The 24,716-nt window shown below is 45.1% G+C and carries 23 protein-coding genes; 12 read left to right on the top strand and 11 right to left on the bottom strand.

Going from position 1 to position 24,716, the window contains the following annotated elements; translation table 11 throughout:
- Positions 1–177 precede the first annotated feature (177 nt).
- The 7 genes from IEV98_RS11710 to IEV98_RS11680 form a co-directional block, all read right to left on the bottom strand.
- Entirely contained in the window at positions 178–636 is a 459-nt protein-coding gene (locus IEV98_RS11710) for a DUF5675 family protein (RefSeq protein ID WP_188506009.1), read from the bottom strand.
- Positions 629–1,264, bottom strand: coding sequence for a DUF6266 family protein (locus tag IEV98_RS11705; RefSeq protein ID WP_188506008.1), 636 nt, complete (start codon positions 1,262–1,264; stop codon positions 629–631). Before IEV98_RS11705 ends, IEV98_RS11710 begins: the two co-directional genes overlap by 8 nt.
- Positions 1,265–1,332: 68 nt before the next feature.
- Positions 1,333–1,971 carry a DUF6266 family protein gene (locus tag IEV98_RS11700; protein WP_188506007.1) on the bottom strand — a complete coding sequence of 213 codons (639 nt, stop codon included), beginning with the start codon at positions 1,969–1,971 and terminating at the stop codon, positions 1,333–1,335.
- Between the two features lie 412 nt (positions 1,972–2,383).
- Positions 2,384–2,686, bottom strand: coding sequence for a helix-turn-helix domain-containing protein (locus tag IEV98_RS11695; protein ID WP_188506006.1), 303 nt, complete (start codon positions 2,684–2,686; stop codon positions 2,384–2,386).
- A gap of 47 nt (positions 2,687–2,733) precedes the next feature.
- A complete protein-coding gene (locus tag IEV98_RS11690) occupies positions 2,734–3,525 on the bottom strand; it encodes a LytR/AlgR family response regulator transcription factor (protein ID WP_188506005.1) in 792 nt (263 codons plus the stop codon).
- 1 nt (position 3,526) lies between these two features.
- A complete protein-coding gene (locus IEV98_RS11685; protein WP_188506004.1) occupies positions 3,527–4,636 on the bottom strand; it encodes a LytS family sensor histidine kinase in 1,110 nt (369 codons plus the stop codon).
- A 70-nt stretch (positions 4,637–4,706) separates the two neighbouring features.
- Positions 4,707–5,561 (bottom strand): lysophospholipid acyltransferase family protein, encoded by an 855-nt coding sequence (locus IEV98_RS11680; RefSeq protein ID WP_188506003.1) that lies wholly within the window; start codon positions 5,559–5,561, stop codon positions 4,707–4,709.
- A 419-nt stretch (positions 5,562–5,980) separates the two neighbouring features.
- On the opposite strand from IEV98_RS11680, the gene IEV98_RS11675 reads away from it, so the two are divergent.
- The 3 genes from IEV98_RS11675 (at position 5,981) to IEV98_RS11665 (ending at position 8,032) form a co-directional block, all read left to right on the top strand.
- A complete protein-coding gene (locus IEV98_RS11675; protein ID WP_188506002.1) occupies positions 5,981–6,958 on the top strand; it encodes a helix-turn-helix domain-containing protein in 978 nt (325 codons plus the stop codon).
- Positions 6,959–7,044: 86 nt separating this feature from the next.
- Entirely contained in the window at positions 7,045–7,503 is a 459-nt protein-coding gene (locus IEV98_RS11670) for a MauE/DoxX family redox-associated membrane protein (protein ID WP_188506001.1), read from the top strand.
- Positions 7,504–7,702: 199 nt separating this feature from the next.
- On the top strand, positions 7,703–8,032 hold the full coding sequence (locus IEV98_RS11665) for a hypothetical protein (RefSeq protein WP_188506000.1): 330 nt from the start codon (positions 7,703–7,705) through the stop codon (positions 8,030–8,032).
- 64 nt (positions 8,033–8,096) lie between these two features.
- Here the strand turns inward: IEV98_RS11665 and IEV98_RS11660 are convergent, their stop codons facing one another.
- The 4 genes from IEV98_RS11660 to IEV98_RS11645 are packed head-to-tail and all read right to left on the bottom strand — an operon-like array spanning position 8,097 to position 14,118.
- Positions 8,097–9,452 (bottom strand): RagB/SusD family nutrient uptake outer membrane protein, encoded by a 1,356-nt coding sequence (locus IEV98_RS11660; protein ID WP_188505999.1) that lies wholly within the window; start codon positions 9,450–9,452, stop codon positions 8,097–8,099.
- Positions 9,453–9,462: 10 nt separating this feature from the next.
- A complete protein-coding gene (locus IEV98_RS11655; protein WP_188505998.1) occupies positions 9,463–12,450 on the bottom strand; it encodes a SusC/RagA family TonB-linked outer membrane protein in 2,988 nt (995 codons plus the stop codon).
- Positions 12,443–13,858: a TlpA family protein disulfide reductase gene (locus IEV98_RS11650; protein WP_188505997.1), complete on the bottom strand. Its 1,416-nt coding sequence runs from the start codon at positions 13,856–13,858 to the stop codon at positions 12,443–12,445. The genes IEV98_RS11655 and IEV98_RS11650 overlap by 8 nt, the downstream gene beginning before the upstream one ends.
- Positions 13,849–14,118, bottom strand: a complete 270-nt coding sequence (locus tag IEV98_RS11645) for a hypothetical protein (RefSeq protein ID WP_188505996.1) — start codon at positions 14,116–14,118, stop codon at positions 13,849–13,851. Before IEV98_RS11645 ends, IEV98_RS11650 begins: the two co-directional genes overlap by 10 nt.
- A gap of 820 nt (positions 14,119–14,938) precedes the next feature.
- On the opposite strand from IEV98_RS11645, the gene IEV98_RS11640 reads away from it, so the two are divergent.
- The 9 genes from IEV98_RS11640 (at position 14,939) to IEV98_RS11600 (ending at position 24,656) form a co-directional block, all read left to right on the top strand.
- Positions 14,939–15,217 carry a helix-turn-helix domain-containing protein gene (locus tag IEV98_RS11640; RefSeq protein ID WP_188505995.1) on the top strand — a complete coding sequence of 93 codons (279 nt, stop codon included), beginning with the start codon at positions 14,939–14,941 and terminating at the stop codon, positions 15,215–15,217.
- A gap of 119 nt (positions 15,218–15,336) precedes the next feature.
- On the top strand, positions 15,337–16,398 hold the full coding sequence (locus tag IEV98_RS11635) for a ComEC/Rec2 family competence protein (RefSeq protein WP_229738698.1): 1,062 nt from the start codon (positions 15,337–15,339) through the stop codon (positions 16,396–16,398).
- Positions 16,391–17,497, top strand: coding sequence for a trypsin-like peptidase domain-containing protein (locus IEV98_RS11630; RefSeq protein ID WP_188505993.1), 1,107 nt, complete (start codon positions 16,391–16,393; stop codon positions 17,495–17,497). Before IEV98_RS11635 ends, IEV98_RS11630 begins: the two co-directional genes overlap by 8 nt.
- Entirely contained in the window at positions 17,487–17,987 is a 501-nt protein-coding gene (locus IEV98_RS11625) for a hypothetical protein (RefSeq protein ID WP_188505992.1), read from the top strand. Before IEV98_RS11630 ends, IEV98_RS11625 begins: the two co-directional genes overlap by 11 nt.
- Positions 17,975–19,939 carry an AAA family ATPase gene (locus IEV98_RS11620; protein WP_188505991.1) on the top strand — a complete coding sequence of 655 codons (1,965 nt, stop codon included), beginning with the start codon at positions 17,975–17,977 and terminating at the stop codon, positions 19,937–19,939. Before IEV98_RS11625 ends, IEV98_RS11620 begins: the two co-directional genes overlap by 13 nt.
- Before the next feature lie 409 nt (positions 19,940–20,348).
- Positions 20,349–20,663 (top strand): ORF6N domain-containing protein, encoded by a 315-nt coding sequence (locus IEV98_RS11615; RefSeq protein ID WP_229738697.1) that lies wholly within the window; start codon positions 20,349–20,351, stop codon positions 20,661–20,663.
- 244 nt (positions 20,664–20,907) lie between these two features.
- On the top strand, positions 20,908–22,446 hold the full coding sequence (locus tag IEV98_RS11610) for a 3'-5' exonuclease (RefSeq protein ID WP_188505990.1): 1,539 nt from the start codon (positions 20,908–20,910) through the stop codon (positions 22,444–22,446).
- A 3-nt stretch (positions 22,447–22,449) separates the two neighbouring features.
- Positions 22,450–23,130, top strand: a complete 681-nt coding sequence (locus IEV98_RS11605; RefSeq protein ID WP_188505989.1) for a DarT ssDNA thymidine ADP-ribosyltransferase family protein — start codon at positions 22,450–22,452, stop codon at positions 23,128–23,130.
- Entirely contained in the window at positions 23,130–24,656 is a 1,527-nt protein-coding gene (locus IEV98_RS11600; RefSeq protein WP_188505988.1) for an ADP-ribosylglycohydrolase family protein, read from the top strand. The genes IEV98_RS11605 and IEV98_RS11600 overlap by 1 nt, the downstream gene beginning before the upstream one ends.
- Positions 24,657–24,716 lie beyond the last annotated feature (60 nt).

The raw sequence follows: 24,716 nt of genomic DNA, 5'->3' as shown, positions 1-24,716 counted from the left end.
CCCAACGGAACTGTAACGCTCGCTCTGCTCACGCCACTAGGTTCCTTACGGGCTTGCTAAGCAGCTGGATGGGTTGCGAAAGCCCCCATACCCCTGCCCCATTCGGTTTTAGCCTGCTGCAGAGCCAACCTAGGAGATCCAAGCATAGCGCCGGAGATCCAGTTGGTGAGCAGCAGGCTAAAACCGATTCTCTACCATTACCCGATCATTACCCAGCCCAATCTGCTCCACCAGCAACGGGTACACGTACTTATACGCTGCGGCGGAGTGCAGCACCTGGTAGTCGCCATCCAGCAGTTGCCAGTACGATCCCGTGAGCGGGCAGCCTGCCGTCTGCGTATGGTAATTGCCGATGTGGATGAACACCAAGCTGTAGTTTGGTATCTCGATGATCTCCACCATGCCTTGGTGCAGCTTGGGGTATTTGGGCGCATAGCGTGCGTTCATGCCCGCCCAGGGATTGAGCGAAAGCCCATACTCCCCCTCCGGGATGCAGGTAAGGCCCTGGATTTTCTCCGTTCGGATGCTGTCTTCCAGCAGGTAGCAACAGAAAAAGCTGCCGATATAGAGGTGGCTCAGGGTACTGTTCTTCCCCTGCGCCACGCGGATTATTTTTATTCTTTGTCGTTCATTCATAGGTAATTCTCCCCAAAAACTGGCTATTCGAAAACTCTTTCCTGTCGCGATCCGACACGCAGGCGTACACCAGCAGCTCACTGCCGGTCGGTTCATCCGAGACATCCACCGACACCGCTCCCGCGTCCCGTGATACCTTTCCAACCATTACGGTCTTTTCCGCCGGATGATAAACCACGATCGTTACGCGGTCGTCCGGATAGCCGATGAATTGAGGCGGCTCGGTCGACCAGGTCACATCCACCGAAGTACCCAACATCCCGATTCCCACGTCTGCCAAACCCTGTAACATGCCTCGGCTCAACCGCACCTCTTCAGGCTCGATCTGCAGGTCGGGATATTCACCAGCAATTGCATGGTTGAGCACATGCGAGGCCGCAGCATTCATTGCCGACATCTTGGTCCTTGTGGTATTGGTGGCCGAAAAGCCCAGATGAATAACCGCTTTGAGTGGCTTTAAAAAGCCCATCACCAATGCCAATCGCGCACGCACTTCCAATTGCCTTGCAGTGGGTTCTTTGTGCGATTTCCGTGGGCGGCTCCGGATGTAAAACCCGTGCGGCCCCTTACAACCCACCATATCGCCAACAGCGCCCGAAAACGCCAACAAGTCAGTTAATTTTGCCATGATCTCTCCTTTTTAATGAACCGGGGCACAAGGCCCCGGTCCATGTCAAACTTTAGTCGCAGCACGAGCTACGCCCACAATACCGAACCTCCATACACCGTTTCCGATATCGAAGCACCGTCGCGGCTCACGCAAAACAGCCATACCTCCGCATCATGCCCCACCGTGTCGTCATCTATGGGAACGACCGCCTCGCCAACCGAGCGCTGCACCACCTCATCCGTGGTGTAAAACACCTCCAGCTCGCGGTCATACAACAGCAAGTACACGTCATCGTCCGCGTGGCCGTTGAATGGTGTTACCCCCGGTCGCCACGCTACCGTCACCTCCTGCGCACCGGCGGTGAGCGTTACGCCCCGCGGCTTCAACAATCCACCCTTGCTGAATTGCACCTTGCCGTAGTCGATGGTAAACTCCGGGTAGCTGCCCGTCACGGCCGGCAGGTTCATTCCCATCGCCTGGTTGAAGAGCGTAGCCTCGCCGTCGTCCAAGTTGGCCAAGCCGATCTCAAACAACCCCTTGAGTGGGAGTAGGAACTTACCCATCAGCCCGAAACGCTGTTGCTGTGCCAATTGCGCCTCCGAAAACGGCTTCGTGCGTTTCTTCGGCAGACCACGCATGTAGTGGATGTTGCGCCAGCTGCTGCCGATTATGCTTCCCACTTTTCCCGAAAAAGTGCCTATTGCACCGTTTATGAATTTTGCCATAATGTCCTCCTTTTTTAAGTGTAAAAATTCATATCGCCAGCGTCCTACCCTTTGGTAGCCCAACGCTGACGACGCAAACATAAACACCTGAAAAAGAATAAAATAACAGCTGTCCGCAGTTGACCGGAATTGGCCACCATTGGCCGGATTTAGCCGGGTTTAGCCGGGCAACACGATGACTAACCGTGCAGGGTACCAGACTGGAAAGCGAAAAGATAACGAGTTGCTTGGGAGCTCCTTCTGCACTCCGAGCTACCTCGTATTGCACTCGTATTGGTCTGCGCAAAGCGAGGTATAACCGAGACCAAACCAAGATCAAAGGGAAGTCGCAACGAATACCGAAGTGGGAACGGATATTGATACCTGTGCTTCCCGCCGCCTCGATGCGGACGGCGGGAAGCAACGAAGGCAGCTATCCGGCGGTAGCATCTCCTCTACCCGATGCGATGATTTCATCCATCAGGTAAAAGTACATGCCGCCAAAGCGGATGGGCCGGAGGATACCTTGCTGATTATACCTTCGCAGGGTACGGTCGGTAATGCAGAGCATGGTCATTACCTCTTCAGGTCGTAGCAGCCCATGGCGACGAGCGGGATTGCCCAGACCGGCCAGCAACTGCTTGAGCAGTTCTGCAATTTGGTTAAGTAGCGCTACGACAGCTTCCGCCAACGCGCTTTCCTTTTTGGGGTAAGATAAATAAGGGTTGTTTTCCATAAGAGCCTCCTTTTAGCGTTAAATAAAGTATGTTAAACATATGTGGACTATTGATTTTCTTTACTCAATAAGTTCTTGATTTCTTCGCGGTAGGTTTCCGAAACCGAGAACGATTTTTGCGGCAAATGGAACAACTTCACAAACCCTCCATTGAATTCGGCGATCATATCCAACGCCACTGCGTAACTACGATGTGTCCGTACAAACTGTGGATAAGGCAAGCTATCTACCAATTCGCCAAACGGCCTATTGACGACCATGTCCATCACTTCTCGAGATACTTTACTCGTATGCCTGTCCAAGAAATGGTACTGACCAAGGACATGTACTTCGGTTGTGTTCCGGCGGGCCGCCAAGGCAAGGATATCCGTTAGATTCACCATGATCATCTTATGCTCAACCGGCAAAATAACACGGGAATCTGCTCGTTCTTCAATCGGCACTGTTGGTGCTGCTACGCCAAACAGCTTTTTTTCGACGCGATGAATAGCTTTGGCAAACTGGGCAAAATCAATCGGTTTCAACAGGTAGTCCACCACCTCCAGTTCATAGCCCTTCAGGGCAAATTCATCATAGGCTGTGGTCAGTACAATCGGTGGTGGATCAGCTAATTGCTCAATGAACTCCAATCCGTCCATCACATCCATCCGGACGTCGAGGAAAACGGCTTCTACGGTGTTCTGTCGGATAAAACGGAGCGCTTCAAACGGATCGGTAGTTGCCAAAGATACCGACACGTTTTCCATTTTGGTGGCGTGCGCATTAATTACATCAATACTGGATTGGTGGTCGTCGACAACAACAATCCGCAAACGATGGGGATAAGGAAGGATAGCCATATTAAATGTGTTTAGTATAATCAATGGATAAAGTAGCCGTATAAAAGTCGTCGCGGTCCTCAATTACCAGGTTATAAGGAATATCGGTCAATTCCAATCGCTGTCGTACCCCTTTAATACCCAAACCTGATGGGCGACCGGATTTAAACCGGCTCTTCATTTTATTCGTTATTTTCTTATTCCGGATCCTGAAATGGACATGCTGTTTGACGATATTGATTCTGATCTGAACGGGATGTTCGGCGTTTCCGTTATCTCCCAGTTCGTATGCATTCTCCAGAAAGACGATGTAACTGAATGAAGGCACCGAGATCGGCGGCAGCCGAGTCGCCACCTCGATATCCAATGAGCTATTTGATTGGTATCCCAGTTCATAAACCTTCGACCATATTCGTAGCATCTCTATTTCATGTCTCAGTGGTACCATTCCCGATTGGCCCGGTGCATTTTCCAACACATATTCATGCATCGCTTTTAAGCCCAGAAAGCCGTTTGCAATCTTTTCGTTCTTTAAGAGCAATTGGTAAATAGCATTGTAAGCATTTCGAATACCGTGCGAATTCATCGCGGTTACCCACTGTGCACTTTCTGCCCGTCTCCTTTCCAACTCACGTTGCAACGCTAACGCCTCCATGTTTAAGCGTTCGACTTCCTTTGCATGCAACGCCCGTTCCAATTGGAGCTGTTGTTCCAGTGCGTTAACTGCCTTTCGATGGAGTGCATAAGCTACGGCTCCTAGCGCAACATCCAGAAACATATTCAAACCAAAGAATAGTGAACGCAGTGTCATGGCTTTTACAGGACGTTGTAATTCAATGTGGATACTCGGCAGCCAAACATTCAATAGCTCGAACAACAACAATTGCATGGCCACCGCTACCACCAGATAGCCTACCGCTTTCAACCAATTGTTGCGGATATGCCAATGGATTACCAGTAGCGCATAAAAGGTCAAAGCCATCAGCAAGCAGACCATGAGGTAACCAAAAACATAATGAACTGGCCTGCCAAATAAGTTGAGCGAGGAGACCACTGCCGTATAGAGTAGCCACCAGCGACTGTGCAAAATCACGCGATGAAACCATGGGCTTCTAGGTATAATTGGCTGCATAGGCTTATATTTTAAACGATAATATTAAAAATTATCGTTTAAACACCCATAAAACCTACGAAAAAATTACTCACTTTAGTAAATAATGCTGCAGATAGAGCCAGCATTCCCACTGCCAAGGATCATCTGTTATGTGTGCAGCCAAATCGGCATACAATACCTGCATCGCCCGTTGGATATCCGAAGCGATGGGTGTGTATCCATTGTTACCTGGCAACGGATTGACACCAAGCTTGAACCTGGCACGACCCGGTCCCCCCCGCAGGCAGTGGATGACATGCAATGGCACACCCGCCCTATACGCCAGCCAAGGCAACCCTTGTCTGACGTGTAACGTACCGTTCATAAAGGGCACCGGTATGGTCTTGGACTGCTGGCTACCCGCGCCGGTATTGCCGTCTACATATGCCAATAAACTTTCACCCCTGCCTAGGGATCGCAGCATTTTCAACCCAGCGGCAGGCGACTCCGCATCGATGATGTCAAATGTCGTTGGCAGTGGACCGCCGATGTCGTGGATCGATCTGCGGAACGTTTCACCCTGATCAATGGCGATATTGGTGGCCAAAAGCAGGGAAAACTTTACGCCCATTTTGGCCAACACTTGCCCCAACAATCGATATGACCCCATATGGAAGGTAGCAATAATGGCTGGTTGTTTAGGCAATCCTGCGATAACTTCCCTTACCGGATCATCCAGGGCATACTCCATTTGCTGAAAATGGCGCTGTTCTTCCTTTGCCCAGCACTGGTTACGGATCGTCTTTTTGAATAAATCCACATGATCTGCCATGGGTACATTTGGTATCATTAAGCCCAGGTTGGCGCTGAAAATTGCAAAGCGCCGGTACCATGCCTCGGACGTTATTACATCGATACCTTCGATTTCGTTGGCCATGGCTGTCAGTTGTTGATAGAAATTCATTTCTGGGTTTATTGGAAAACACGGTTGAAAACAGGATGATGCCCCGCCGCTTATTGCGGGGCACCTTCATGCTCGATTAAAAGATCCAGGGATCACATTTTGGTTCTTCTTCGAAAATCGGGAAAAAAGATTCTTCTTCCATGGTTTCTCCGTGTTAAGGTTTTATCCTACTCTCTTACTCAGGTTTTCGGAATCCCCTGCTTCCTTTGGCCATCGGAATAAACTTGTCGACAGCGGCAAACATGGGAATCCTGACTAACTTTATGCGTGATTCAAAACGGAATCCGACTTTAACGGGACGAAATAGGTCTACCGGCGGACGAATGCTTTCGTCCTTTGACGAGCCAAGCCTATCAACCCATGATACGATTCTGTCACCAATTGCCATTCCTTAGTTTCTACCTATCCATTTTTAGCACATGGAAAGAACACTAACTATTTGCTTTGCCCAGGCATCGGATCGGCCGGCCAAAGCACTAAACGATCCGGTAAGGATCAGCGATTATCCGATACCTTATGCTAAACGCAGCCTGCTGGAACATGCAGAAGCGCATTTATTTCTGCAACTGGTCGAAGGGTGGCAATTCAGCATCTACCTGTATACGGCACATATTGTCCGCGGCCAAGCCATGCAGTTGCAGCTCGGCGAAGGCCTGGTTTTGTTTGTATACCAGCTCAAAGGTCGCATAAACAGACTGCTGCACGGCGGGGCACCCTTCCGGCTGGAAAAGGGCAGGTACTGCGGGTGCTACCTACCTGCCGGCAACTACCTTTTTAACCTGCCACCCGGCCAACATGAGACCTTGTTGGTTGCGTTTCCATACGGATACCTCGTATGGCTTACGCGGCAGTATAACGAGCTGCATCCTCTCGTAAACGCATGGAAAACCAACGCCGACCCGCCGTTGTGCCTTCGCGAGGCTACGCTAATGCAAGACGAGCAGCGCACCCTCCAACGTATACGGAACTGCCCGAAGCGGGGCGACGAATTGGACGGCGCGTTGAAGATATACCTCGCCCGGTTGCTAGCCCTTTACCACGAACGATTGCAGCAGCAACCCGCCATACACCCGATCGACACGATGCTCGACGGTGTGCAGGCCCATATCGAAGCACACTACGCCGAAAAGTACTCCATGCGGCTAAAGGGGATTTCACGGCAATTCGGATGGTCGGCTCCCGCGCTTCGGCATGCCTATGCCGCTAAGTATGGCATCTCCGTTGCCTGTGCTGTACGCATGCAGCGTATCCACGCGGCGAAGCACCTGCTGCTGGATACCGAACTTTCGCTTACCGCCATTGCCGAACGGGTAGGCTTTATGTATGCCGAGAGTCTCATCCGCGCCTTTAAGCGCGAGACCGGACTAACGCCCACAGCCTTTCGCCAGCAGCATTGACCGGTTTGACCATCCGCCGGAAAAATAGCTGCACGGCTATCGTTTCGGTTAGCCACATCGGCGGCTTTTCACCTTTCCTTAGCGTTATGAAAGCAACACCTTACATGCTCATCATTACCGTTCTGCTCACCATGCTTTTCTTTTATACCGGCATCGAGAAAGTTTGGTACCATACGGTATTCCGTATCCAGCTATACAAGCAACCGCTGCCCGGCTGGGCAAAGGCGGTTTTGGAGTGGGGGCTGCCTATCGGCGAACTGGCCGTAACCGGACTATTGGTTTACCCGCGAACAAGACGCTGGGGCCTTTGGGCTTCGGTCGTGATGCTTTTGGCGTTCGCCGGCTATACCGCCTACGCGGCATCTGAGCCTGATGGAAATGTGGTGTGCGCCTGCGGCAAGCTCTTCAGCAGCCTTTCGTGGACGGCACATTTCTGGGTAAACATGGGGCTCGCCGCATTGGCAGCAATGGGTGGGGTACTATACCACCGAAGCATAAAAACACGTAACGAAAAGAAGCCGCAGCGGTGGGCTGACGGCCGATAACGATATCCGTATACGGACGCTGGGTGTAGCTAACTCGGCAATCACAAAAGCGGGAAGCGACGTTCCCACGAGCGGTTTACAACCAAAAGAGGAAGGCGATAAAACGATGCCTTCACCGGCTGCCGGAGGGCAGGAATAACAAACCGTTTGAAGGGAGCAAGCAACCCGCCAAGTGATGTTCTTTAAAACAGGAGTAATTATGGTTAAATTAAGTAAGCAGCTACCCTTGGTAGCGTTGTTGCTGGCGTTCACAGTGTTCGTCGGCAAAGCCGCGGTGCAGGCTCTTAGTACATCAAGCGCCACCATGTGGTCATATAACCCTGAGAAAGGGTTTCCCCCTACAGATCCGCGGGGATATGACGAGGCTCCCGGAGCCAGTGAAAACGATTGTTCAGGTCAAGAACAGGTATGTCTTGTAGACGCTCCTGACGCAGGAGGGCAACCCGATCTTTCGCCGGAACTTATTGAGGCGATCGAAGACGGGGACCAGCATCAGGACCTCACGTACGGGGCGTTTTCCGGAAATTAAGCAGGGGTCGGTTTTGTGAGTAACAAATGAACGGGTACAGTTAGCGCTGTACCCGTATTTCATGTTAACGCTGGTTCTGCAGAATTCCCGAATGTAAAATGACTTGAATCGGTATCAGAAAGGTATAACGCGGATCGTTCGGTTCCAACACATAGGTCTGGCCGTCAACAACTCGAACCAACGTCTTCGCAAATCGCTCGTCTTTGTTCAACCGCCGGAGATCGCCCCATCTTACCCCTCCACGAAACGCCAACTCTCTTTCCCGCTCTGCCAAGACCCATGCCAGCGCACGTTCTTCATCCAGATCGGCGGGGATGTCGACCATTCCGGCTTCCATCCGCTTATTCAACAATTGTTTCAGGGTTTCAACTCCTTCCTGCCAATCGCCCAAACGAATCAACGATTCAGCCCTCATCAGATAGACCTCGCCGGTTGCCAGTCCTGAAAAAATTGCGCCTCTCCCAAAATAGGAGCCTTTAAATAGGCATGTACCATCGCTCTGCTCCTCAAAAAACAGTGCCTTGCGAAGATCATTCGGGCCATACGTCGAGTACAGCGTTGAGTCTACACGGGCGCGTGACTGCGCGAGAATACCGGACTGACCCTGCAACGCCGCATGAAAAATGACCTCTGGGTTCAATTCGGTAAACGGCTCCCGCTGTGAAGCGTCAAGATCGTTGTAATCCATCAGGTCTGGCTGAACGGCCAAACAACGGTCTGCATAGGTTAATGCATCGTCGTACCGTTCCATAAACACGTACAACCGCGAAAGCGCTGCGTATGCGGCAGCCTTCGATGGGCGTGTCGCGATAAACGATTTATCCGGCAGGAACGAAACGGCTTCCAGCAGGTCTGCCTCTATTTGCCGATACGTATCGCCCACCGTGGCTCTAGTTGTCGCCGCGTTGATATCCGGGGTCAATCGAAGCGGCAAGCCATAAGGGCTATCTTCGATATCCAAATCATAAGGAGGCACAAATAACTGCACCAAGTTGAGGTAGGTAAATCCACGGATAAACAGTGCACTGCCTTTCACCCGATCACGATCTCTTTCTCCCAGACCGTCCAGCAACGCATCATCTATCCCCTCTAGGACAATGTTGGTGTAGAAGATCTTCTCATAGCAGACCGACCAATCCCGCGAGGCATCCGCTTGGGGGTCCCAAACGTAAGTTCCACGCCCCCATTCCGCACGAGCCATCCAATCTGCTGTGAGCAGGTAGAAATAGTCAGCCGCATTATCGCCGCAATCGGGATAATTTTCGTTCATCCTTGCTTGATAGTCAACCAATGCCTGAAAATCCCCCACGGTTGAAGGTATGGCGATTGAAGAACTGGGCTTTTCCGCAAGGTATTTTTCACAGGCGACCGTACAGCAGAAGATCAAACCCAGTCCCAGCGTTTTCTTTAATGATATCATTGTTATTAAATTAAAAGTCCATCGATAACCCAAACGCAACACTTCGGGGCGCGGGCATTTCCAAGTAGTCCGGATCCAGCCCCGCATCATTGGCTTTCCAGATTAGGCCCAGATTGCGCGCATAGAGGGTTGCCCTGATTTCCCTAAACGGCCCCCACCGCAATGCATCGCCACGGAATGCATAACTTAGGTTTACATCCTGCAGACGAATGTGGTCTCCACGCTCGGCAGTTGCTTCGGAATCACGGTAAAATCCGTCGCGCACGGCGCTGCCCGGTATCAGCATGGACGGTACCGTGGTATGTACCTCGTCGCCAGGCTGTTGCCACCGTTTGTAATAATCGCCATGTATGTTGATGGCGCTGCCGGAAAGGATGGGGTAATACATCACCGTGTTCCTGCGGAAAAAATAGCCGAAACGGAACGTTACGTTTGCTGAAATAGATAGGTTCTTCCATTGGAACGTATTGCGCAACGCACCGAAATAGGGCGGCATGGCGGTGCCGTGCAGTATGACATCGTTTTCGGTAGCGCGCTGTATCATACTCGTGTAGTCTTTGGAGACTTCCCCGTTTAAGTACCCCAAGGGGTCGCCCGTTTCGGGATCGAGGCCCGCGAACCGATAACTTAGCAGGGCGTAGGCCGGCCGACCGACAAAGGGAGTTAACGTATTTCCACCCCTGGTCACCGCATTGCTATAGCTTGTTGGGGAATAATAATATTCCAGCACCTTATTGCGCGTGTGGGAAAACGAAGCATCCCACAACCACCCGAGGTTGCCTTTTCCATGGCGGCCATACAATGAAATGTCGAACCCATGGTTTTGCAGTACCGCACTATTGCGCGAAAAGGAATTAAAGCCCGATGTACGATCTGCTTCGACCAGTGCAATCAGGTCTGATGCGGTTTTGATATAATATTCCAGACTACCGCCCAGGGTACGTCCCCGGGTTGCAAAATCCAGCCCGATGTTCCAAGTAGCCACGTCTTCCCAACGCAACTCCGGATTAGGTGGATTACTGACAATGGCATAGGGAAATCTGCCCAACGTTGTAACACCGCGGTAATCGATGGTGGTAACGGCAGGCCGGTCATTGTCGGTATTGCCCGCATGGCCATACGTAGTACGCAATTTGAGGTGCGGTACAGCCGACCAATGATAAAAAGGCTCATCTGCAATATTCCATGCCAGACCGGCCGACCAGAATGGCGACCATTTGTTATTGGTAGCCACCCCGAAGAGGTTGGATGCATCCCGCCGTGCACTTGCCGAAACGGTGTACCGATCGGCCAAGGTATAGGAAGCATTGGCATACAGCGAAACAAACCGGGTTACCGCCCGCTGGCTGGATACCATGTAAGGTATGTTACTTAAACTCGAATTGGTATAGCGCGGATAGCGGTTTACATAGTCTACTCCTTGGCTGATCCGCAGGTCTGCATCATACCCGTAGAACCTATCGCTGTTCGATTCGGTTCCGGCATGCCTGATCTCGCCACCGGCAATAGCTGCCACGCGATGAATAGACCAATCCCGGTTGTAGTTGGCCTGCCCACGGATGCCATAGCCTTGCAAACGCGACCGGCTACCGTCTAATATGCTGCCCAGCGGAACGGGTCTGATCACATTCTCGCCCGCCAGTTGCGTAAACGTATTAACCAAATTACGCACATAGTACGAATGTTCGTGCTGCAACTGCTGCCCATCGGTCCATTGGTTTTCATACTGCCCGCGTATTTCCGTACTCAAATGAGAACTCCATTGATATCGTGCAGAAAAGTTGAACAGCAGGTTCTGCAATCGTGTCGTGTTGTCTGCGAGTGCAAGTTCCTCGTAGGGCCGGTACCGCCAATCGAGCAGCCTTCCCATCCCCGCGGTATCTGCATAGCCTGCACGCCGATCTCTTGCAATCACCGCGGGCTGACCATTTTCATCTACCAACGCCGCATAGGGGTAAATACCGTTGCCCGTACTTATACTTATTGAACCGGGGTCGTTTGACTGTCGATTACTTGCCGAATAGGCGATGCCGATATCCATCGTTAGTTTATCCAGTGGCCTCAGTGAGGTTTGGTTTCTAACGGTTGTTCGCGTATAACCATTGCCCCGCTCCGACTGAAGATTCCTGTCGAAACCCGCAGAAAATAGCGTATTCAGCCGGTTGCTCCCCCCACGCAGGGACAGCGCATATTGCTGCATGACGGCTTCACGGTAGAGATAACGGCTCATATCGTTTCGAAGGTCTACGTTTCTAAGCGCGTCAATTTTCGTTGTCGCCTCTTCCTCGGTCAGCAAGCCACGTCGCTGCGCATCCAATATATCTACTACCGGTGAGACCACCGGCCAGGTACGTGTATTGGACAAGTCGGAATTATACACGCCACGGTCGAACAGCATCTTCTCGATATCGATGTAATCGGTTGACGCAACCTGCGGTTGATAGAAAAGGTCGGGCTTTTCCTGTATGGTGATATTGGAAGTAGCCGACAATTGAAACGGCTGGGCAAATCGGCCTTTCTTTGTGGTGATCACCAGTACGCCATTCCCTGCCCGTGCCCCCCAGATGGATGCAGATGCTGCATCCTTGAGCAGGGTTACGCTCGCCACGTCGTTGGGATTAATAGCGTCCAGATCGCCTTCATAAGGAAAGTTATCGAGGATGATCAGCGGACGGCTGTCCGTAAGCCCTATTGAACTCAGCCCCCTTACCCGCAGGACGTCCGAAGGACCGCGCTTGTCGAATAATATGCCCGGCATGACGCCATCCAAACGTGACAGCACATGGGTGGATACCTGCCTATTGAACAGCCTTTCGTCTACCCGCTCGAAGGAGCCGGTTGCCCGTTCGGCCGGCAAGGTTTGGTAGCCTGTTGATACCTCCACCTCTTCCAACAAAACGGTATCCCGCTGCAAGCTATCCTGTTTTACCTGAGCGGTGGCAGACACACTGCCCATGTACAAAGCCAGTGCTGTCAATGCATAGCCAAACTTATTCATGGCCACCCTCCCCTCTCACGTAGCCGTGTTTCGTAAGCGTAAGGGAGAGCTGTCCGATTTCTTCCTGGTTATCGCCGTCAGTCAATAAAAACATCTCCAGCATCCGGTTTTCTTCCACCAGATCAAAACCTTGTGCTTGCAATACCCTTCGGACATCTGCGATGGTCCCTTTACGAGCCGAATCATCCATCCATATTTGTCCGTCGAAGCCTGTCTCATCAAGTACAGGGGGGATAGCGATATCGTATCGTTGATTAAGAAACCAAGCTACCGACACCATATTCAACCACTGTACCTCGTTGTTTGGCGCCGGATGGCTTTTGGCATTCCCGTTACCTTGTATGATCAGACTAGGCATGCTTTTAACGATTAACTGCCCCTTTACCCCGGTCAACGCATTGAGGTCTGCCAGCATTCGCGCTTTCACTGCCTCTTTGGGGGTTCCGACCGGATACGTCGCCTCGTAACAATAGTTATATACAAAAGGTTCATATTTCGGATTCCGTAAGCTGTGGTCGTCAAACCTCACGGCAGAATCAACCAGCATGATCCTTCGGTTTGCCTGGCGGGGCAGTGGGCTGCTTAACGCCACGCCAAATAGCCGGAGCAACGGTTGATTCATGTAATATTGCCATTCTGTGCCTTTTAGGGAATCGATTTCTCGCCCTGTGGGTTCTCCTGCACCGTGCATGTAACGGGAGAGCATGGTATGATACCCGATCGGCGGCTGCCAATCGGCACCAAGTGATGCCGACCAATCCATCAGCGGCTTTACCGGCGCTGCGCGTAGGTGCGGTACACCGCCTGCATCCCCCGCTGTGAGATCAGCGATCAGGCTTTCGGTTAAGTATTCGGGAGTAATTGGGCCTTTATACAGCCCGTCTTTACCGATTAGTGCGAAATAAGGGATGGTTCCGTTTGGATTGGGGAAAGCCTCTTTGAGCAGTGAGTCTGAAAGGATGGTCTGAAAAGAACCTCGCAGCTGCCCGATGCCACTGGCTTTGGAGCGGGTAAATAATGTGGCTACTGTTTCCGTTGATTCATACGTAACCGGCAAGACGATCATATTTTCCTGAAACTGGTCTTGCAGGCGATGCATGCGCGGCATATTCACAATACAGCTTTTGCACCACGTAGCCCAGAAATCGAGGACAATCACCTTGCCCCGGTGATCTTTGAGCGTAACGGTTTCGGTACTGTTATCTGCTGCATTCCATAATGTAAGCGGCGCGTTCCATAGCTCGTCAAAAATTGAATTTCCTGTCGGCAATGCATTGGTTAGCTCTGCCTTTGCGGGTGTCTTGGGCGCTTGGCCTTTGCTATGTGTGGCCACGCCCACGATAATAAGTAGGAATGCGATTTTGAGTGTCAGGCTGGGTAATAGCCAGCCTGTGTTTTCTAAATACATACGTGATTTTGGTTTTTGTGTGAAGAAAAGGTTGAGCTGATCGGACTGTTAATGCTTTCGGAAAAAACGCCCGACAGCGCAGTGGAGCGGTGAGCTAGGTTCCCGACCGAGGTCGAGACTTCGCTTCGCTCCGGCTGCGCGCGGGCTTCCAAACACATGATCGTCACCACGGCCAACAGGCGGATAAATAGTATATAAGTGTGCTTAAGTTTATGTTTGGAAAGGGCATACCCCTCCCCTATGCGTAAAATTGATTTCATTCAGCATTGGTAATTAACGGTTTACGAAAAACTCATTCCCAAACCGACCGCCAAGCCGAAGAAAATTTCCGCGATTATTTGCAGGTTTGGAAAAAAGCGTCTACTTTTAGCTATTGCATAGTAACCGAAAATAAACACCTTCACCAACCTGAGCTAAAAACGGGTTTTTCTTTCAGCATTGGGGTCGGTGGCAGCCATGAAATCGGGAGTTTATATTCCCACACGACGGAAGGACTTTTTCTTTGCCCTCCCGTAAGCGAATCATAGCCGCATTGTTTTTTGGTTAACCTTATACAGGTGCACGTTTTACGTTCTTTAAGATTGATTGTAGGGACTGGAGTTGTACGCTTCTAGTACCGCAAATTGCGGTAGGCGCCGCAATTAGAATGTGGTTGAGGTACTTTAACGGTTTCGCGATGATCGTTTTCATAATCATTGGTTATTTAAACGATGCCATCTCAGAAAGCTTAGCAAGTTAGGTCGCAAAAACCAATAGGGCGACTCCTGCAGCTTTCTAGTTGAGGAAAACGGTCAGTAAACCTAGCCAAAAACCTACTCGAGGTTTTTGGCATGCCCCTAGAAAGTCTTACGCAAGAGTCGCCCCACTGGGTGTATACCGACAAAGATAAACAATCCAGCAGTTTTGGGCGACCTTACGGTACTCTCGTGGGCAAAATTGACCGTTTTTCCAAACGAGATACATCATTAAGAACAGCTTTAATAGCTGTTCCCTTGTTGTCGCTAATAAACTAAAACAAAGATAACAAAACATATTTAATGTGGCAATATAACCACATAAATATTTTAACAAAAATCGTAAATGACTGATAAAGAAGAACAAAAAAGCAGGGTAATTGAAAAGTATGAAGGTATTTACAAGAGGATTGGAAGTAATATTAAGAAGTACCGAAATAAGGCTAAACTTACACAGGAACAATTAGCTGACAAAAGCCCTAAACTTGATCGAGCCAAAATTAGTGACATGGAAAATGGAAAGGAAGATTTTATGTTTTCTACCTTGCTGGAAGTAGCCAATGGGCTAAACGTTGATGTAGAAAAGTTGACCAAGAAGGAACGAATGGTTAAGAAAACAGAGTAATAGCGTTGTCTGAAACCTCAACTCGACCTACTTACATTTATTTTTTTCTAATTTAGTTCCTGTTAGTACTGAAACATACAAAATTGTCTACTATTCAACGACCGAAGAAAACTCAAGTTATGGTTTTGCCGGCATATCATGGAGATTCAATTATTGTTAAAACCATCGATTCAAATGGCAATCCATTCCACATGCTCATTGATGGGGGGACAGCTCAAACTTATGATAATACCTTAAAAAATGAGCTGCGGAAAATCGAATTCATTGATGTTTTAGTATTAACACACGTCGACTCCGATCATATCGCCGGTCTTATTAAATTCTTTAAATCCCCCTTTTTTAAACCATCCCAAATCGGAAAATATTGGTTCAATTCGAAGAATATAAAATTTCTTAGGAATAGTGAAACTATCAGTCTTAGTCAAGCTAAAACGCTTGAAGAATTGCTCATTGATAAAGGTGAACTTAAAGAAAAATGGGCCGAAGATATTTACATAGGAGTTACGCCGGTGGTTCCCCCCGGAATTTCTATTGAAGTGTTATCACCAACTAAAGATGTCCTTGACGACCTTTACGGAAAATGGCCTGATTTATCAGCTGAGTACAACAAAAAACTTCGGGACATAAACATTTCTTCAAGTATTGCATCATCACAAATCGATAGAGGGAGTCTTGCGGATCTAGCCGAAAATGATGATACTCCAGAGAAAAGCATTTTTGAGGACTTATTTAATAGTTCATCCATCGCTTTCGTACTTCGCACCTTTGATCTTAGTGTTTTATTATTAGGAGATTCACATACCGAACTTATTAAACAAGCTTTAATCTCCAAAAATTATTCAGTTCAAAAAAGATTGAAAGTTGATCTCGTCAAAGTTTCACATCATGGCAGCAAAAATAATACTATGAATGACGTTCTGGATATGATCGATTGTGATCGATTTATTATATCCACTAATGGAGGGAGTTCTGATCATACACACCCAGATCGCGAAACCATCGCCCGCATTATATATCATCCGGAACGAGTCACGAGTAATTTTGAAAAACATCGAAAAATATACTTAAATTATCCTAGAATAGAAGTCGAACGTAAAGCTGGCAAATTCGTAGATGACAAGGATCTATCTGTTGGAAATTGGGAATTAGTAGAAGGCACGAATATTTTTGAATATGAATGAAAAATTAACCAATAAGCCGTGTGTGCGCATTAAAATTTTTATCGACCAACAACTAAGAAATCATGGTAGCGGATGTTTGGTAAAAGGTACAAATGGCTTTTTTGTACTGACAGCCTATCATTGTATTTATGGGGAGAACAACATATTTAAAGATGTTAGACTTGATCAGATTTTGATTGAACGTCAAGACTTTTATAATACACCCTTTGAAACAATCGAGGCTGTCGAAATCGTGGCTTCTGATGAGTGTGAAGATTGGGCTCTGCTTAAAGTTAACTATCTTGATTCAGATAATGAGTTTCCTGAAATTTTAATCTCAGATAGTTTCAAGATCGATATGCCAGTTACTTTCACGGGATTTCAAGTTGTAAACCCGGAGCAATGTAGAACTTTCAAAAGCAGAGTGCTGAATGGTATATCAAATAATGAGTTTCGCATAACACTTTCAGGCCAAGACAAATTTAAAGGTGGTAGTGATGATGCCTGCGGTTTGTCAGGAAGTGGTGCTTTCATCATTAACGAAGATATTTTTTATTTGATCGGGATATTAAAAAGTGTAACAGGATCGGAAGCCTTGAATAATGATATCAAATGTTGTTCGCTAGGAAGAATTGTTGATCATATCGGGCTAGAGAAATTTGATATCTCCACCGAAATATTCGGTGACAATTGGGGAAGCGAACAGTTTGGTGAACTTACTTTAAGCGATGCGAGGAACCTTGTTGAAAAATTTGAGGCAGTAGATAGTAAAATGTCGACATTGAAAATTCAAAGATATTGCCAAGAGCTTTCCTTAGGAAAATCGGAATTATCCAGCCTTCTGGAACGTGATCTAAGTGCAATAAAATATCGAATTTTTGACGCTTGTCAAGGTGAACTTGTCGACTTTATCGATCAAAGTAACGACGAGCAACTTACCACAGATCAAGTTAAGGCACTCATTCAACGATTTAAAAATAAGGCTATTGAAATTATTCAGGTAAAATCAAAAAAATACGAGTATCCGATCTTAGACGATGATCTGATTTATCGCATTGTCTTGGACCTGATCAATGAATGTTATCTTTCTTTCGACAAGGAGGGGATCTATGCAGAATAAAAACGCAGCGAAAAAGCGACTCATGTTCATCCAGAAAGAGGATTATAACTTTCTGGCCTATAATACTATCATTCTGCTTAATGCTCTAGATTGTACGACCGAGGCAAAAAGGTTCAAGGATTTCCGAAAGATTGCCTATTTAATCGACCTCATCAATGAAGGCGGCGATCCGAATAAACTTGACCAAAGATTTTTATCTAAAATATATACGAGGGCGCAAATAAAGAAGAAGTTATTACATCATCTGATCATTATACTAAAGAATAAAAACTATATAGGAGTTTCCATGAATGTTACTTCAAAAACGATAGACCTTTGGCTAAAAAAGGAATTTATACCCGAGGACTTTCTTCGAACTTCATTGTTCTTAAATGAAACCACCAATGCACTTGTGTTAAAAACGGCGCTGGGTATGATCAAAACAGTGACGATAAAAACGTTGGTCGATAAAATATTCACGCAAAACAATGTGCTTACATGGGAAGTTTGATCATAAACAAAGTTAAGTATTTCGGGGATAACTACTTTTATGAATCACCCGATCTTCATCCTGGTGTCAATATTATTTTAGGAGACAATGGCTCTGGTAAAAGTACTTTTAGTTATTTTATTGAATATGCGTTAGGTGGTAAAATAAAGCCTTTCACCGATGATGATGCCGAAGGTCGCTATTCACTGATTTTAAACGATAAAAACAATTATGTCCATCTTGATCTTTCGATCAATGGTATTGCCTATTCGTTCAAGCGCTTTATCAATTCCTCGGACATATTTATTGACCAACCTTCAGGAACTCAATCCTTTCCGTTGGACAGAAAGTCCGCTTCGTTTATTTTTTCTGACTGGTTACTGGAAAAACTGGAAATACCTGTATTTGAGCTTTACTTGGGCGGTTCGCATTGGTATTTTAATTTTAACGATCTTTTCCGGCTGCTTAACTATGATCAGAATACAGAGCCAAGAAAAATTTACAAAGCCCCTTTAGCCGAAAATTTTGTAGCCGATTCCATAATTATTAGAAAATCGATCTTTGAGATATTACTCGGGATTTCTTCCGCGGATTATTTCAAGAAAATAGACAAGGCAAGAGCGGCTATGAAACATCGGGACCTAGCAAAGGCTCTCTGGGAAAATTTCACGGCAAATCATGAAGTAAATGGTGATTTTGAGAAACTTTCTTTAAGAAAAACGGAAATCGAGTCGACCTTGGCAACGCTCGAGGCCGAAAGAAAAGGTCATTTAAAGGAAAATACAACCGTTGATGATAAGATGGGAGAATTGGCCCAGGTGCAATCGATACTTGTAGACTTGGAGCTAAAGTTATCACAGGATCGGGTTGCAATAGGGGCTTTAGAAAACGAAAAAGCCAAGATCGATATTTTACATGCTGGATTAGTACAGGAGATCGCTCAAATTGAAAAGATCATATTTACCCACGAAAAACTCGATCTTTTTGCCATGGAACTATGCCCTTTTTGTATGACCAAAAAGGATGTTGTTGAAGGATATTGCATTTGTGGATCAAAATTCAATGATGATGATTATGAGAAGTTTGTTTATAATGCTAACGAGTACAAAGACATTCTATCTCATAAGCAGAAAAGCATTAAAGCAATCAATTTAGGTAAGGCCGCTTATGAGGATGATCTGATAGAAAAAAAACAGCGTATAGAACAAAACACACTTCTTTGGGAAGAATACACACTAAAATTAAAAAATATCATCAACACAGCGGAGTTTGCGGGTAACTCGACAGTCGTAGACGATCTTAATGATCGCATTTTCAAATTAAAAGATGAGCTCCTAAAAATTAACTACGGCCTAAAAAACAGTACTGAAGAAAGTAGGCTTAAGAAAGATTATGAAGACAAAAACAAAATTTTTGGAGCAGCACAAGCAAGTCTGAATAAAGCGAAAGAAGAATATAACAAAAATAATGCGAACACGATAGCCCAATTCAATCAGATATATAGTGAGCTTCTATCCAAATCTTCCTATCAAAGTCACGAGGCTTACATCGATGAAGATTACATGCCATTCATTGATAATAGAGAATATAAAGCGAATAGTAGTGATGTGCCCAAACGGTTGATGTACTATTTTACTATGCTTGCACTGTCGTTGAAGCTAAATTCAGTTAAACATCCAAGATTTTTGCTGATCGATACGCCTGAAGATTCAGGCATAGATACCGATCACCTAAATCAAAATTTAGCATTACTTAATAATGCAGTTGCCTTCGGTAAACAACCTGACGGTTCTATAAAAGAATATCAAGTAATTTTAACTACCGGTTATGGTAAGTTCCCAACAGAATTTGACGAATTCGTTGTTGAGCGTTTTTCGGAAAAAGAAGGTAATTTCATTTTGAAATCTCGCTCTGCAAGCCATGACGAAACTAATAAGTTTCCTGACAACAAAGGATTTCACTCCCATGAATGAATAAACAATTTGGCTTAAATCTAAAATTCAGCAAAATAGTTTATCCAAAAAAACGCTCAATTTCGTCAAGACCATCTTAGCCAATAACTCATGTAAGGAATTTCCGATTATATCACGTATCACTCAATAAATCATGGCTATACCTTCCGTCTATAATTTCCAACAAAAGTTTGGAAATTAAATCCCGGCGCCCTACCTTTATATTCGACCAGTGCAACCTGGCTTAATGCAAGTGATTTTGATGGTGGCGATACGTCTAATGGTGTAAGTGTATATGCTGACGTTGATCGAGATAAATTTGAAAGGATATTTATAGACGAGTTTTTACTAACCGATTACTAAACAAGAAATACAAATCAGCTAACCAAGTGACGGCACAAATTGTTTCGTCGAATATAACTTACTATCAATGACTAAAACCGAATTAGAACGAACAGACACCGTACTATTAGAAGCTAACGTTCAGGATCGGATTTTCCAAATCAATGGGCTTAACGTAATGTTGGACAGAGACCTCGCCGACCTATACACTGTGGAGACCAAACAATTGAAAAGACAGGGTAGGCGCAACATCGAGCGATTCCCGGATGATTTCATGATTGAATTGACCGTTGAAGAATACTGGATGCTAAGGAGCCAATTTGGCACCCTAAAGCAGGGCGAACATTCAAAGTATCCGCCTATGGCGCAGACAAGGCGTCGCTATGCTCTCTGGTGTAATTAATAGCCAGCGTGCTATACAAATCAAGAGCAGCCCAGCACTATACTATGATTATCATATTATAATCAAATAGTAAAAGCTGATTACGGGAAACCGTATAGAATATAGAAAGGATTTGAGAAAGTTTGGGGCATTAAGGAACGAACAATCTCCACATCAACGAATTTAATATTGAATATCCGAATTGAGCGGGCGCAGAATGGCATCAGATTTATTTTGGTCGCAACCTCACTAACCACAGAATTTCATGGCACTAAAACCGATAATTTTAAAAGGGGAACAAAAGCGAGTTTTGTTTTTGCAAGTTACAGAGCCTATACAAATAAAAGGCGTTGCTGGAAGCGGAAAAACGACAGTCGCCCTTTACCGAGCTAAACATTTGCTTGACACGAGATCAAACTTATTTCAAGAAGCCAAAGTTGCAATATTCACGTACAATAAGACACTTGTAAAATATATTAACGCAATTACTCCTCATATTTCGGGTGGCTATCAGGCTGACAGTGAGGAAATAAAACCAACTAAACCCAAAGGAATAAATGTCTTTGTAACTAATTTCCATAAATGGGCTTACCATTTTATCGAACAAAATGGCATTCCACTATCTAAAGTAATTGGTGGCAAACGTATTTCCAAAACTATTTCGGGAACGAGCCAAAGCATTATTGTTGCAACTATAAAAGCAAAATATTCCTCACAGAATGTAGCGAGTAAAACTGTTGATTTTTTTCTTGAAGAAATTTCTTGGATGAAAGGCAAAGCTTTCCAATCTAAAGAAGAATACATTGATGCAAAACGAGTGGGACGGGGAACAAATGATAGAGTAACAAAAGCGGACAAAGAGATCATTTGGAGGATTTATTCAGATTACAATAATCAACTTAAAGTTAACGATCAAGCAGATTTTGACGATTATGCATTGCTTTGTTTGAAAATAATCAGTTCAAAACCAAAATTCACAAAGCCTTTTACTCACATTATTGTTGATGAAGCCCAAGACTTAAGTAAAGCGCAAATTCTTGTCATTTCACAACTTGTTTCCGACGAAACAAAAAGTATTTCAATTATTGCTGATGCTGCCCAGAGGATCTATAAAAGTGGATTCACTTGGGGCGAAGTTGGTTTGAATGTAAGAGGTGGTAGAACTATTGAATTCAAGAAAAATTATAGAAATACCGTACAAATTGTACGAGCTGCACTCTCTCTTCTGGAAAAGGAAGATGATAAAAGCGATTTTACAGCCGTCGAAACGGCACGTAAAGGTGAAAAGAAACCCTTAGTAGGTTATTTTCACAATTGGGATCAACAATGTGCTTATATTCTGAAAGAACTTAAAAAACTAAAGGTAGATGACAACATCAATTCAACTGTTATTCTGCATAGGAACAGAAATGGATTAAATAATATTCAAGGTTTTTTGGACGCAAATAACTTTGAAAATCAAATTCTATTAAATTCTGAGGATATAGATTTTGGAAGCGACAATATAAAAATCTGCACTCTATCATCTGTCAAAGGACTTGAATTCGAGAATGTATTTATCGTTGACTTAAATGATGATGTTATTCCCTATCCGGCAGGTTTCATTGATGCTGACGACGAATTCCATATTTCAACGGAAAGACGTTTACTCTATACATCGATGACAAGAGCAAGAGAAAGATTGTATTTGTTATCCAGTGGAATGCCATCACGATACCTTTCAGAAATTGACGAAAGTTTGCTTGAAAAAATTGAAAGAAGTAGTCTTTCAAAAACAGATAATAAAAACGATTTACCATTTTAGAAAATGGAATTAAAACAGGATCATAAAGAATTTCAAAAGGAGATCGTTGGTAGAGGAATTGAGCATTTAATTCACTTCACTCCCACCATTAATTTGTTAAGTATCTTTGAGCAGGGAAAATTGCTATCAAGAAATTTACTTGAGCAATTTGATATTGACCAAACAGATATTTTTGACTATGTAGAATTTACCGATGATATTCGATTTGATGATAAAAGTTACATTAACCTATCAATACAACACCCCAACTCATTTTTGTTTAATCGCTTCCGGCAAAAAACAACACACGAACATCACATATATTGGTGTGTTCTGAAAATTGACAAAAAATATATCTACCAACTTGATACGTTGTTTTCTGTAACCAATGCAGCAAACACCCACAATAAAAGGAAAATTGGAGTAACGGGCGATATAGCCAAATTTCGAATGTTGTTTGCAGACTCATTACAAATTGTTACTTCTTATAGTTCAAAAACTATTACGAGAAACCATTTAAAAGAAAAATATCCGACAGATGAACAGGCTGAAGTTTTAGTGAAAAACAAGATTGCTGTTTCGGATATATTACAGGTGTGCTTCAAAGATGAAAAAGATCTAGCAACAGGAAAAGCTGCTCTAAGCGACTATAATACTACTAATTTTGTCGTAGACAATTCACTTTTCAATAATTCAAGATTATAATGAAAGCAGAAACAAAATATAAGGGAAGCGTTAAACTCTCAGCAATTGGAGATGCTTTAGGTTGGATAACTGAGTTTGAGAAAAATACACAATCTTTAAATGAGAAATTTGGAACTAAACGAATTGACAGCTTTCATACGTGGAAAAAAGTGGTGGGTGGTAGATTTTATGGTTTTATTGATACTATAAAGGCAGGTGCCTATTCTGACGACACACAACTACTTTTGGCTGTTGCAAGAAGCATCAAAAAAGATGGCGCTTCAGACCATAATTATTTCGCAAAAACTGAGCTCGTTAATTGGCTAGAGTACGCGAGAGGAGGCGGCAGAACGGTAAAAGTCGCCGCTGATAAAATTCAAAGAAAATCAGTAAAATGGTTCAATAATTTTTATAGCTACAAAATAAACGGGGAGAATTACGATTACAAACAAAGCGGTGCAAACGGTGCGGCTATGAGAGTTTTGCCGATTGCATTAGCTAATCTTGGAAACATTGAAAAAATTAAGGAAGAAATATTTTGCAACAGCATAATTACCCACGGACACCCAAGGGCCATTTTAGGCGCGATGCTCTACGGATATGCTTTAAATCAAATTATCGTTTACAGACCCGAGGATTTTAATTGGGAAAACTACATTACACATATCGGACTGGATTTTCCGAAGAAGTTTGAACTTTCATTTGCAAATAGAGCGGAAATAAGAGAATGGATCAAAGAATGGAATAAAACTGGCAATACAACTTTTGAAACAATTTATTCCGAAACACTCACGGAGACACAAGACCAATTACGTTTTGTATTCCAAAGCATAAAACAAACTTTACCTGTTCAGGAAACCTTGAAAAAACTTGGTTGCTTCGACCAGGCCACAAAAGGTTCAGGAACAGCGACAGTTATTGCAGGAATCTATTTGGCTACAAAGTTTCACAAAACGCCATTAGAAGCTGTAATTGAAGCGGTAAATGCATTGGGATCAGACACCGATAGTATTGCAGCTTTTACAGGTGGGCTTATCGGAGCGCTGCATGGGCATAACATTATTCCCGATAAATGGAAATCAGTACAAGACTTTGAGTACTTAGATCAAATTGCAGAAATGCTTTTAGCCATTTCAGAAGATAGATTTGAAGAAAATCGCACTCCTTTAACATCAAATTTAAAAACACTCAACAATATTGTGGAAGACGATTTCGATCTTGACGAAGAAATTGAATTCGCCCCATTAGGCAATGGTAAGATCACCCTCATTGACAGACAACCGACTTTAACAAAAGGTAAATACAACCTCTTACTTGAAACGGCTTTAGAAAATGGGCAGACTATTTTGGTTTCGAAACTTTTTAACGACCCTACTTATTCAAAAAGAATCGATGAGCCTAATGAAATAGAAATGTTGCTAGGATTGGCTAAAGATAACTTAAGACCCAAGACATTGGAGAAACTGAAAAAGTATTTAAGCAAACAAAAAAAAATGCCGACAGAGCAACTTGAAATATTATTCACAATTATAAAGAACGAAGAATGATCGCCCTAATCGTGCCAGTCATAGCAGAGATTAAAAAGCAATACTTAGCTAATTCGGGAA

Origin of the sequence: Parapedobacter pyrenivorans (assembly GCF_014636865.1) — a bacterium.
Taxonomy (GTDB): Bacteria; Bacteroidota; Bacteroidia; order Sphingobacteriales; family Sphingobacteriaceae; genus Parapedobacter; species Parapedobacter pyrenivorans.
The sequence above is the reverse complement of the archived record's forward strand: the minus strand, read 5'-3'. Positions and strand labels throughout refer to the sequence as shown.

Excerpts from the sequence above, each read along its gene's own strand:
- IEV98_RS11675 (WP_188506002.1), top strand. The coding sequence starts at position 5,981 with ATGGAAAGAACACTAACTATTTGCTTTGCCCAGGCATCGGATCGGCCG.
- IEV98_RS11645 (WP_188505996.1), bottom strand. The coding sequence starts at position 14,118 with ATGAAATCAATTTTACGCATAGGGGAGGGGTATGCCCTTTCCAAACAT.
- IEV98_RS11665 (WP_188506000.1), top strand. The coding sequence starts at position 7,703 with ATGGTTAAATTAAGTAAGCAGCTACCCTTGGTAGCGTTGTTGCTGGCG.
- IEV98_RS11630 (WP_188505993.1), top strand. The coding sequence starts at position 16,391 with ATGAATGAAAAATTAACCAATAAGCCGTGTGTGCGCATTAAAATTTTT.
- IEV98_RS11635 (WP_229738698.1), top strand. The coding sequence starts at position 15,337 with ATGGTTTTGCCGGCATATCATGGAGATTCAATTATTGTTAAAACCATC.
- IEV98_RS11610 (WP_188505990.1), top strand. The coding sequence starts at position 20,908 with ATGGCACTAAAACCGATAATTTTAAAAGGGGAACAAAAGCGAGTTTTG.
- IEV98_RS11705 (WP_188506008.1), bottom strand. The coding sequence starts at position 1,264 with ATGGCAAAATTAACTGACTTGTTGGCGTTTTCGGGCGCTGTTGGCGAT.
- IEV98_RS11700 (WP_188506007.1), bottom strand. The coding sequence starts at position 1,971 with ATGGCAAAATTCATAAACGGTGCAATAGGCACTTTTTCGGGAAAAGTG.
- IEV98_RS11690 (WP_188506005.1), bottom strand. The coding sequence starts at position 3,525 with ATGGCTATCCTTCCTTATCCCCATCGTTTGCGGATTGTTGTTGTCGAC.
- IEV98_RS11625 (WP_188505992.1), top strand. The coding sequence starts at position 17,487 with ATGCAGAATAAAAACGCAGCGAAAAAGCGACTCATGTTCATCCAGAAA.
- IEV98_RS11600 (WP_188505988.1), top strand. The coding sequence starts at position 23,130 with ATGAAAGCAGAAACAAAATATAAGGGAAGCGTTAAACTCTCAGCAATT.
- IEV98_RS11685 (WP_188506004.1), bottom strand. The coding sequence starts at position 4,636 with ATGCAGCCAATTATACCTAGAAGCCCATGGTTTCATCGCGTGATTTTG.
- IEV98_RS11615 (WP_229738697.1), top strand. The coding sequence starts at position 20,349 with ATGACTAAAACCGAATTAGAACGAACAGACACCGTACTATTAGAAGCT.
- IEV98_RS11650 (WP_188505997.1), bottom strand. The coding sequence starts at position 13,858 with ATGTATTTAGAAAACACAGGCTGGCTATTACCCAGCCTGACACTCAAA.
- IEV98_RS11655 (WP_188505998.1), bottom strand. The coding sequence starts at position 12,450 with ATGAATAAGTTTGGCTATGCATTGACAGCACTGGCTTTGTACATGGGC.
- IEV98_RS11640 (WP_188505995.1), top strand. The coding sequence starts at position 14,939 with ATGACTGATAAAGAAGAACAAAAAAGCAGGGTAATTGAAAAGTATGAA.
- IEV98_RS11710 (WP_188506009.1), bottom strand. The coding sequence starts at position 636 with ATGAATGAACGACAAAGAATAAAAATAATCCGCGTGGCGCAGGGGAAG.
- IEV98_RS11670 (WP_188506001.1), top strand. The coding sequence starts at position 7,045 with ATGAAAGCAACACCTTACATGCTCATCATTACCGTTCTGCTCACCATG.
- IEV98_RS11680 (WP_188506003.1), bottom strand. The coding sequence starts at position 5,561 with ATGAATTTCTATCAACAACTGACAGCCATGGCCAACGAAATCGAAGGT.
- IEV98_RS11660 (WP_188505999.1), bottom strand. The coding sequence starts at position 9,452 with ATGATATCATTAAAGAAAACGCTGGGACTGGGTTTGATCTTCTGCTGT.
- IEV98_RS11620 (WP_188505991.1), top strand. The coding sequence starts at position 17,975 with ATGGGAAGTTTGATCATAAACAAAGTTAAGTATTTCGGGGATAACTAC.
- IEV98_RS11605 (WP_188505989.1), top strand. The coding sequence starts at position 22,450 with ATGGAATTAAAACAGGATCATAAAGAATTTCAAAAGGAGATCGTTGGT.
- IEV98_RS11695 (WP_188506006.1), bottom strand. The coding sequence starts at position 2,686 with ATGGAAAACAACCCTTATTTATCTTACCCCAAAAAGGAAAGCGCGTTG.